The following is a 9,974-nucleotide window of genomic DNA, read 5'->3' as shown; positions in this document are numbered from 1 at the left end:
CACGGCCACCGCGTCGGGTTGCGCGGTCACCTGTGCTTCGAACAGGCCATGGATCGTGCGCGCCTGCTCATGGTACGCAGCGGGTGCGTTCCACGTTAGCAGTTGCTCGGCTTCGGCCGGCGTTGGCAGCAGAAAACCGCGAACCGGTAAATCATCGTCCGCCAACCCCTGCTCCAGCACATGCAGGTAGCGCTCGACCATCGCCTCGATTTCATCCGACTGGAAATAAGCTTCGTTGTGGATGAAGTGCAGCCAGGCACAGTCGTCGTTCGGGTTGCTGCGCAGATAAATCGCTAGGGGCGTCTGCTCATGATTGTTCGAGCACTTCACCGAATGCGCCAGTGCATCGCCGAACCGGTAGCGCTGATCGTCGTGCTCAAAGGAGAACGACAGATCGAAAAGCTGTGCACGGCCGTCACGGCGCAGCGCCAGCGCACGGTTGATATCGCTCAGGGGAAGCGCTGGTTGCGATAGTCCTGCTTGAGCGTGCGCGTCACTGCGCGGATCAGCTCGCCGAACGACAAGTCGACGCCGAATTGCAGCCGCACCGCACTGACTTGGGTGAACAACCCCAGGGTTTGCTTGAATGCGGCGTTGGAGCGATTGAGGATCGGCAGGCCAATCACCAGCTCGTCGCGCTGGCTGGTGCGAATGAAATAGACATACAGCGCAGCCAACAGCACCGGGAACCGCGACGACTGATGCCGGCGCGCCAACGCGTCGACCCGCTCGTTCAAGCTATGGGCGAAGCGCCACAAGGCATGCCGGCTCGGCGCCAGTTGCTTGGGGTACTGATCGCGGTACCGCGCAACGAACAACGGCTCAGGAACCTCCTGATACTTGTCCAGCCAGTACTGCTGGTCGCGCAGGAAGCGAGTGGAGTCCCGATAGCGCGCATCGTCCTGGATAAAATCCACGTAGGACGGCGCCGACACCTGCGGCGGTTGGTCGTCTTCCAGCGCACTGTAGAGATCGCCCAGGGACTCGAACATCAGGCTGATGCCCCAGCCGTCGAGGATGATGTGGTGAACGTGGGCAACGAAGTAAAACGACGTCTCGTTGAGTTTGATCAGGTAGAAGCGGAACAACGGGCTGCCATCCAGTTGAAACGCAATCTGCATGCGTTGCTGCATCCAGACCTGCGCTGAAGCCTGGGGGTCAGGCTGATCGGAGAAATCCTGCACCGGCACCGGCTCGTCCAGCGCGGCAATTAGCGTCTGCATCGGCAGCCCCGCTTCGCCGGCGCCTGGAAGCAGCATCGTGCGCAGCGCGTCATGCTTTTGAACCAGCAGCTCGACGGCCTGCTGAAAGCGCTCGGGATCAACCGCGCCATTGATTTCGAGGTAACCACCGATGGTGTACAGCGGTGAATGGCCTTGGGTCATCTGGTCGAGCCAGATGTCACGCTGGGCGGCGGTCAGCGGGTACGTGTCGGTGAGCTGCAAAAGCTGATTCATACCCATTGCTCCAAGGCGCGCGCAGCACACGACACAGGAACGCGACCTGTCATCCGGCCCAGGTTGTTTTCATGAGAAAGATTGGCCAGTGAAAAGCCTGTTGCGACCACATCGCCCACAGCACGCGCAGAGAAAAATGTCATAAGTTCCTTCTCAAAAAATGTCAGTGCTGCCCGGGACACAAGTAACAGGCACGCTTGAAGTGGAGGCCGCCCGATGAATCAGCGAATCGCGCCTGCACGACTCCGCCGCCCGGATTGAGCGGACTGGTCCCGGCGGGTTGAAGGCGTGCTGTCAGGCGTCTTTCAGGTGTTCACTAATGTTTGGCGGCGGCGACATCGCCAGCCCGGCTGGCGATGTCGGCAAACGCGAAGTCAGGCTCGCTTGTCGCGAATGGCGCAGTTGATATCCGAGACGATGTGCCCATCCGCCAACTTGATAATCCGGTCGGCCAGTTGGAAGTATTGGTCGTCGTGGGTAATGATCAGCACCGTCTTGCCGCGACGCTTGAGGTCAGGCAACAACTCTTCGTAGAAGAATTTCTTGAACGGTGGATCCTGGTCGGCAGCCCACTCGTCGAGCACATACACCGGACGGTCTTCCATGTACGCGCAGACCAATGCCAGGCGTTTCTGCTGGCCGTAGGACAGCGCCTTCATGGTCGAATAGCCGAGTCCGTCGATCTTGATTTTGTCGGCCAGACCGAGGGTTTCGAGGTACTTCTGGGCCAGCGCCGGGCTGCCCTCCTCTTCGTTCGGGCCGATCAGGCGATTGAACAGGTGGAAGTCCGAGAACACCGCCGAAAACAGGTCGCGGTAGTCGCTGCGGCTGTCTTCGGTAATCGTCGTACCGTCGAGCAACACCTCGCCACTCTGGGGGATGTAGAGCCCACAGATGACTTTGGCCAGGGTACTTTTGCCGCAGCCGTTGCCACCAACGATGTAGATCAGCTCACCGGATTGCACGCTCAGGTCAATCGGTCCCAGCGAGAAACCGGACCCGGCGTGCTGATCGTGATAGTGCATGCGCACGTCTTTCAACTCGATGCTGTCCCAGGACTTCTTGTGGTCCAGCAGATGCACCTTCGGCACTTGCACTTCAACCGGCTCCGGGTGTGGGTCGTTGATCGAGAAACCGAATTCCGCCAACCGACCGCAGGCAATACGGCCCGCCGCCAGGACCGGCATCGCCCCGACCAACAAGGACAGCGGCCCCATGATGTACAGCACCGCCAACACGCTGGCGGTCATGACTTTCGGGTCGAGTGCACTGACCATCGGCGCGGCAAACAACAGGCAGCCGATCAATAGCGACAAGGTGAATTGCCCGACATTATCGGCTGCGGTGTACCACAGGCGCTCAATAAAGTTGTAGCGTGCCACTCGCGTAGAGGATGCCTGAATGGCCGAGCGACCGAACCAGCGGCGGCGGATGCCGTTGAGCTTCAGCTCCTTCAAACCAAACACCAGGGCATGGGTGTATTCGTTGAACGAGGTGAATTCATCCCGCACACGAGTGGTGTAGCGCACGCCGCTGACAAAGAAGAACAGATACAGCATCACCCCCAGGATCATCAGCGAGAGGGTCAAGGCCAGGACCACCCACGACAGATAAGCCAGGTAGGCAATACCGAACAGAAACACCGTCGCCTCGACCAGCACCGTGGGCATGACCACCAGCGTGGTGTTCAGTTGCGGGATGTCGTTGGTCAACATGGTCAGCACATTGGGCGGACCACGCCGGTCGACTTCTTCCAGGGGCGTGGCGAGAATCTTGCGGCACAGCGCGATGCGCAACCGCGTCATGATGCGCATGCTGGCATAAGCCGGAAACAGGGCCGCGCCATTGCGGAAGATCAGCGCCACCGCGCTCAGGCCGATAAACCAGTACAGCGAATCCGTGCGCGAGCCGTCATTGTGGATGGCCTGGTTGATCACATTGACCACCGCAATCGACGCGATGCCACTGATGATGCCGGTAATCAACGTGAAGATCGTCAGCCAGGGATGACTGCGCCATAGCAGGCGCATGACCGAGCCCGGCTTGGGCTTCTTCTCTTTCTTGTCTTTCATTGATTGCTACCTCAAATGAACTCGCGACAGGGCACTGCCGGTTGCGGTTTCGCCGACTGTTGGCCTTGCTCAGGCTGTATTGCCACAGGATCGAGCCAGGCCCCAAGTGTACGGATCACCACCGGTTACGCTGTCCCGGATTGCCGGTACAAAACATCAAACCGAGCCAATCGGTGTGGTCATTCGGACTGCCACACATCGCCCCGGGCAGTCATCTCGCCCATGGCGACGACGATCAGGCGCGGCTCTTCGTAGGGATCACGGGCGTGGGCGACCAGCATGTTGTCGAGCATCGCCACGTCACCTTTGCGCCAGTCAAACCGCACGGCACAGTCCTCATAGGCCTGGCCCACCAGCGCCATGATGTCGTCTTCAATCGGTGTGCTGTCGCCGTAGCTGACCAGGCGCGGCAAGCGATCAGCGCCGAACATATCGAGCAGGTCTTCGCGCATTTCCTCGCCAAGGCAGTACGGGTGATGCAACTGCAGCTGATTGAAGAATGCCCGCTCCCCGGTGAGCGGATGACGAATCACCGCCGGGCAGCGCGTGCGCACTTGCAGGGTTTCGTGGTCGAGCCATTCGAAGTCGGTGCCTTGCTCCCGGCAGTGCTGTTCGACAACCGTCCGGTCAGTGCTGCCGAAGAACGACTCCCAGCTCGGTTCGACCCCGACGGTGAAGGTGCGGCTGTACATCAGGCCTTGTTGTTCGAAGCGGGCCACCACCTCGGCGGGCAAGCGCGCCAGTACTTGCCGGATGTCCGCCAGCGGCGTCGCGCCACCGACCCGCGATGGCAGCTCGCAAAAAACCATTGCTTGCGTGGCCAGCTTTCCAGGTGCGAGCTTTCGTTGTGATACAGAATCATCTCGCGCTCGGGATACGGCGTAGAACGATAGACGTTACGCCCGCCCTCCTTCTTCGGCAAGTCACCGTAGCTGCCGTGCAGCCCGGGCGACAAGGCTTCGGCAAACGCCTCGAACGCTGGCACCGAGCCCAGTTCAAAACCGCGAAATAACACGGCACCGTGGCGACACAACAATGCCTCGATCGACTCGCGATGGGTGGCGGCCCACAGTGCCGGGTCCAGGCCTGGCTCAATCGGCTCGATCACCACCGGCAAACTCAAACCGGGGGCCAGCCATGACAATTTCACTGTTTCGTTGTGCCCGAAATCCGGCCAGGCCTGCGAATCCGGCAGCCCGTCATTGGTCATGGCGGGCGAAGCGTTCGTTTGAAGACTCATGAATAACTCCTGAACTACAGATACTCACAGCTACGTTGTACGCGGCAAAACGAATGCGCTCCGCCGTCGCGGCCGGATAAAAACACCTAAGCGCCGCCCTGTCTGTCACCGCATTCCGGGACAGGCGCCGTCACGCAACGTCTCGATCTTCGGCGAGGGCCGCTTGTCCCCATTTCCCGCGACAGACGCCGGCACGGAGTCGGTGCTGAAATGCGGCAACTGCGGATTGTCCCGGCGTTTCAAACGAATCCCGTGGACCGCAGCGAAGTCTCGAATGCAGCGATTTTCGCCAACGCGAAGATGCGCTGCACCTGGCAATTAACAGGAGCGTTAGTCATGCCGATTAAGAACACTGGCGGATCGGTTATCACCGCGCCAGCCCCTCTCACGCCCGGTGCTTTGCTGCATGAAATATTCAGCACACGGGCGCTGGAATTCCCCGAGCGAACTGCGGTGTCCGACGCCACTCGTGCATTGAGCTACGCACAGCTCGATGCCGTGTCGTCCAGGCTGGCCGCCCGGTTGCGTCACGAAGGCGTCAAGGACGGTACGCTGGTCGGGATGTGCCTGACTCGAAGTGTCGAACTGGTCATCAGCCTGTTGGGCATCCTCAAGGCCGGCGGCGCCTATGTGCCGATTGACCCGCAATACCCCTCCAAACGGCTCGAACACATCGTGCGCGACAGCGGCATCAACCTGCTGATCGGCGACATCGACAACCTGCCGAACACGCCGTCGCTACGGGTGCTGCCGATTGCCGATCTGTTGTCCGCACCGACGCTGCAACTGGCTGCCGACAGCGGCAATCGCAACCCCGACACGGCGCCGGCCTACGTCATCTACACCTCCGGTTCCACTGGCGAACCCAAGGGTGTGCTGGTGGCGCACGGCAACGTCAGTCGCCTGCTGGAAAGCACCCAGCGCGAGTACGCCTTCACCCAGGACGATATCTGGTCGATGTTCCATTCCATCGGTTTTGACTTCTCGGTCTGGGAAATCTGGGGCGCGCTGGCCCATGGTGGCCAAGTGGCCGTGGTGCCTTACGACGTATCCCGTTCGCCGGCCGCGCTGCACCGGTGGCTGGCTGATCAGGGCGTCACCGTACTGAGCCAGACGCCTTCTGCGTTCCGTGGCCTGGATGAGGCTGACCGTCAGGTTCGCGTGCCGCTGGCGCTGCGTTATGTGGTGTTTGGGGGTGAGGCATTGCCAGCCACGGTGTTGCGGCCATGGGTCGAACGTCATGGCGACCAGAAACCCGCGTTGATCAACATGTACGGCATCACCGAAGCGACGGTTCACACCACCTGCAAGCGGGTGTTGGGCCAGGACCTTGAAACCTCCGCGATGGTTTCGATTGGCAAGCCGCTGGACGGCTGGCGCCTGCATTTGCTCGATGCCCATCAGCAGCCAGTACCACAAGGCACGACCGGTGAGCTGTACATCGAGGGCGCCGGTGTCACGCTGGGCTACTTGAACCGTCCGGCCCTGACTGCCGAGCGCTTTGTCCAGTTACCGGGCACCGCGACCCGCGCCTATCGCACGGGTGACCTGTTGGTTCTGGGCGATGACGCTGAATATCGCTACGCCGGCCGCTGCGATGAGCAATTGAAGATTCGCGGTTTCCGGATCGAGCCAGGCGAAGTCGAGGCCTGCCTGCAAACCAGCCCGGCCGTGTCCGCCGCCCACGTGGCCGCCCACGATTATGGCGATGGCGACTGGCGCCTGATCAGCTATGTGGTGCCGACCCTCGGCGTGGACGCCTGGACCGAACAGACCCGCAGCGACGTCGCCGCGCTGATGGCCGAGAACCTGCCGGACTACATGCGCCCGTCGGCCTACATCGCCCTGGCGCAATTGCCGGTTACGGCCCACGGCAAGATCGACAAGAACCTGCTGCCCTCGCCTGATTCCGTGCCGGCGACTGCCCAGCACGCCAGCGAGCCGGGCCTGACTGAGCAAGAGCAGTTTGTGCTCAAGGTCTGGTCGGAAACCCTGGGCTTGAAAAACATCGGCCTGAACGATGATTTCTTCGATTACGGCGGCACCTCGCTGGCGCTGATCCGTTCGCTGAGCACGTTCAAGACCCACTACCAGATCAACCTTGATCCCGGTGTCCTGGCGGACGGCGCGACAGCCAAAGTCCTGGCCAGCTGCATTCAACGCTCCCTTGTTCAAGCCCATTGACCGAAAAGGAAAAGCCCATGAGCAAACAATTCGCTTTGACCAAAGAACAACGCGCAGCCTTCGAGAAGAACGGTTTCATCGGCCCTTTCGACGCTTATACGCCAGAAGAAATGAAAGAAACCTGGAAACGCACGCGCCTGCGCTTGCTTGATCGCAGCGCCGCCGCTTACCAGGATCTGGACGCCATCTCCGGCGCCACTAACATTGCCAACTATGACCGCCACCTGGACGATGACTTCCTCGCCAGCCACATCTGCCGTCCGGAAATCTGCGACCGTGTGGAAAGCATCCTGGGGCCGGATGTGCTGTGCTGGCGCACCGAGTTTTTCCCTAAATACCCCGGCGATGAAGGCACCGACTGGCACCAGGCCGACACCTTCGCCAATGCCTCGGGCAAGCCACAGATCATCTGGCCGGAAAACGAAGAGTTCGGCGGCACCATTACCGTCTGGACGGCGTTCACCGACGCCAATATTGCCAACGGCTGCCTGCAGTTCATTCCCGGCACCCAGAACAGCATGAATTACGACGAAACCAAGCGTATGAGCTACGCCCCGGACACCAACAATTCGGTGGTCAAGGATGGCGTCAGACGCGGGTTCTTCGGCTACGACTATCGTCAGTTGCAAATCGACGAAAACTGGAAGCCTGACGAAGAAGCCGCCGTACCGATGCAGATGAAGGCTGGCCAGTTCATCATTTTCTGGTCAACGCTGATGCACGCTTCCTACCCGCACAGCGGTGAATCCCAGGACATGCGCATGGGCTTCGCCTCGCGCTATGTGCCGTCGTTCGTGAAGGTCTACCCGGAATCCGATCACATTGAGGAATACGGTGGACGTATCAGCCTTGAGAAGTACGGCGCGGTTCAGGTGATCGGTGATACAACCCCGGAATACAACCGTCTGGTGACCCACACCACCCGTGGCAGAAAGTTCGAAGCGGTCTGATTTTTTCAGTGCCATACGACAGTTGGCATGCGTAACGTGCCCGACAGGAGTCCCCAATCCATGACTATTGCCACCGACGCAGCCATGCGCCTGTGTGAGACGGTGAGGATGCTTCGGCACCTTGCCATTCATCTGCCCGATCCCATTTGCCTGAGTTTTCTCGCCCAGGGCGATGACTGTTTACCCGAGCAGTCGTCCCCCAGCGTGAGGGCCACGGAACGGGCGGTGAACGCCGCTCTGGCACGGATTGGTGTGCGGACTGTGCAGTATCTGCACGACGGCGAAGACCAACTGTCGTCTTTCGAAATTTTTATCAGCAGGAAAATCTGCGAGGCGCTCGACTATTCTTACGACCGGTTCGACGACGTTGAAACCGTCAAGGAATTCGGGCGCCTGGTCAGACAATTCGATTTCAGTGGTGCCGTGCCGGAGGTTGAGACACTGCACCTGATTACCCGCGACAACGTTGCGCTGTCGGTGCACGCCAGCGCCAACCGCGAGTGCCCGGCCATCGTCCTGGCACTGCCTTGCGGCATGCCGTTCGACCTGTGCCGCGACTGGTTCAATGCATTGAGTGAGCGCTTCTTCGTGGTCACCTGGGAAACCCGTGGACTGTTCGGTTCCTGCACGGCGTTCGACCAGTTGTCGGTGGACACCGATGCCCAGGTCGGCGACCTGATCAACGTGATGAACCATTACGAACTGCCGGCCGCGCACTTGATGGGCATCTGCGGTGGCGCAGTGATTGCGCTCAGCGCGGCCGCCGCCCACCATAGCCGGGTGAGTTCCCTGAGCCTGTGGCACGGTGACTACAACCTGGGCGACAACAGCTTGCGCACCGCCCACCAGCAGAATTTCGAATGGCTGATGGAAACGGCGGCGGTGGATCGCAACGAAGCCAGCGATCTACAGGCACTGTTCCTGGATCAGGCCACACTGGCCAGCGTCCCGGAATCGATCGCCCACGTGGCGCTGTACCCTTACGTCAACGAGGAACTGTTCTATCGCTACGCGCGGCTCAACGATGCATTGAACAAAACCGAGCTGCAGTCGCGCCTGGAACAGATCAACGTGCCGACCCTGGTGGTCGCTGGCGACGCCGATGAAACCACCCACATCGGCGGCTCCCGACACATCGCCGATGCCATCAGCGACGCGACACTGCACGTCGAACGCAACGGCAGCCACCTGGCGTTCTTCGAATCGACACAGAGCTCGAAACAGACCGCATTCCGCTTCCTCGAATCAAACGTCGAACCGGCAGTCATCTGACTGCTCCCACCCCTTCAGCCCTGGATGATCCGGGGCTGCCCGCTTCAAGCACATCAATCACTTAAGCCACAAAAACCCGTGGGAGCGGGCTTGCTCGCGAAAGCAGTCTCACCGTCAGCATTGATGTTGAAGGTGAGACTGCTTTCGCGAGCAAGCCCGCTCCCACAGGGATAGTCGGTCTATCAGGCAACCATGTGTTTTTCACGATGGAATTCGAGGTACAGCACGGTGCGTTCAGCTCGGGAGGCGTTGACGGCGAAGTGGTCGAGGGAGCCGTCGAATATCACCAGGTTGCCGTTGGTGCTCTGGTTGAAGCTGCCGTTGACGTTGAGGTAAGCGTAGTTCTGGGTCAGCGGCGCGTCGATGGTCAGTTGCATGTGCAGCAGGCCTTCTTCCCAGGTGCCGGTGTGGGAATGGGTGCCGAGGAACACGTTGGGCTCCATGCGCAACAGTGCACAGAGTTTGACCCCGGGGATTTTGCTCAGCAACTCGATGGTGCCGGGCATGGCGGCCTGGGCATAAGGGATCGGCGTGTCGTAGGCGACCAGCCCGTATTGCGTCCACTCGGGCATGACGTCCATGTCATCGCCCCAGCCCCAGAGCCAACCGTACTCACCACCACCCTCCACGTGGGCGGCGACTTCATCGACGATCTCCATGATCGACTTGCCCACGCGATTGATGGTCAGGGTCGGTGCATCGAGGGCGAGAAATTCCTCGCGGATGACTTCCCAGTTCTCGGCAAGGTTTTTCAGTTGCGGAAAGCGGCTGGGATCATAAAACGACGGACGCATAGGTG

Annotated in this window: 5 protein-coding genes and 2 pseudogenes; 3 read left to right on the top strand and 4 right to left on the bottom strand. The window is 60.3% G+C overall.

Annotated features, from left to right (window positions below; all coding sequences use genetic code 11):
• Positions 1–156: 156 nt before the first annotated feature.
• The 3 genes and pseudogenes from JFV26_RS34580 to JFV26_RS33070 all read right to left on the bottom strand — a co-directional run.
• Positions 157–1,385 (bottom strand): annotated as a pseudogene (locus JFV26_RS34580) (condensation domain-containing protein); the annotation flags it as partial.
• Between the two features lie 446 nt (positions 1,386–1,831).
• Positions 1,832–3,529, bottom strand: coding sequence for a cyclic peptide export ABC transporter (locus JFV26_RS33075; RefSeq protein ID WP_201197684.1), 1,698 nt, complete (start codon positions 3,527–3,529; stop codon positions 1,832–1,834).
• A 179-nt stretch (positions 3,530–3,708) separates the two neighbouring features.
• Positions 3,709–4,739 (bottom strand): annotated as a pseudogene (locus tag JFV26_RS33070) (TauD/TfdA family dioxygenase).
• A gap of 366 nt (positions 4,740–5,105) precedes the next feature.
• Between JFV26_RS33070 and syrB1 the strand changes: the two are divergent.
• From syrB1 to syrC, 3 genes are read left to right on the top strand one after another with little or no spacing between them, the layout of a single operon-like run.
• Positions 5,106–6,953: a syringomycin E biosynthesis L-threonine--[L-threonyl-carrier protein] ligase SyrB1 gene (gene syrB1 / locus JFV26_RS33065; RefSeq protein WP_201197683.1), complete on the top strand. Its 1,848-nt coding sequence runs from the start codon at positions 5,106–5,108 to the stop codon at positions 6,951–6,953.
• A 17-nt stretch (positions 6,954–6,970) separates the two neighbouring features.
• On the top strand, positions 6,971–7,903 hold the full coding sequence (gene syrB2 / locus JFV26_RS33060) for a syringomycin E biosynthesis L-threonyl-[L-threonyl-carrier protein] 4-chlorinase SyrB2 (RefSeq protein ID WP_201197682.1): 933 nt from the start codon (positions 6,971–6,973) through the stop codon (positions 7,901–7,903).
• Between the two features lie 60 nt (positions 7,904–7,963).
• Positions 7,964–9,175 carry a syringomycin E biosynthesis aminoacyltransferase SyrC gene (gene syrC / locus JFV26_RS33055; protein ID WP_201197681.1) on the top strand — a complete coding sequence of 404 codons (1,212 nt, stop codon included), beginning with the start codon at positions 7,964–7,966 and terminating at the stop codon, positions 9,173–9,175.
• Between the two features lie 182 nt (positions 9,176–9,357).
• On the opposite strand, the gene JFV26_RS33050 is transcribed toward syrC, so the two are convergent.
• A complete protein-coding gene (locus JFV26_RS33050) occupies positions 9,358–9,969 on the bottom strand; it encodes an aspartyl/asparaginyl beta-hydroxylase domain-containing protein (protein WP_201197680.1) in 612 nt (203 codons plus the stop codon).
• Between the last annotated feature and the right edge of the window lie 5 nt (positions 9,970–9,974).

The sequence above is a fragment of the Pseudomonas sp. TH31 genome (genome assembly GCF_016650815.1).
Lineage (GTDB): Bacteria > Pseudomonadota > Gammaproteobacteria > Pseudomonadales > Pseudomonadaceae > Aquipseudomonas.
Note: the sequence above shows the minus strand (reverse complement) of the source record. Positions and strands in the feature narration are given on the sequence as shown.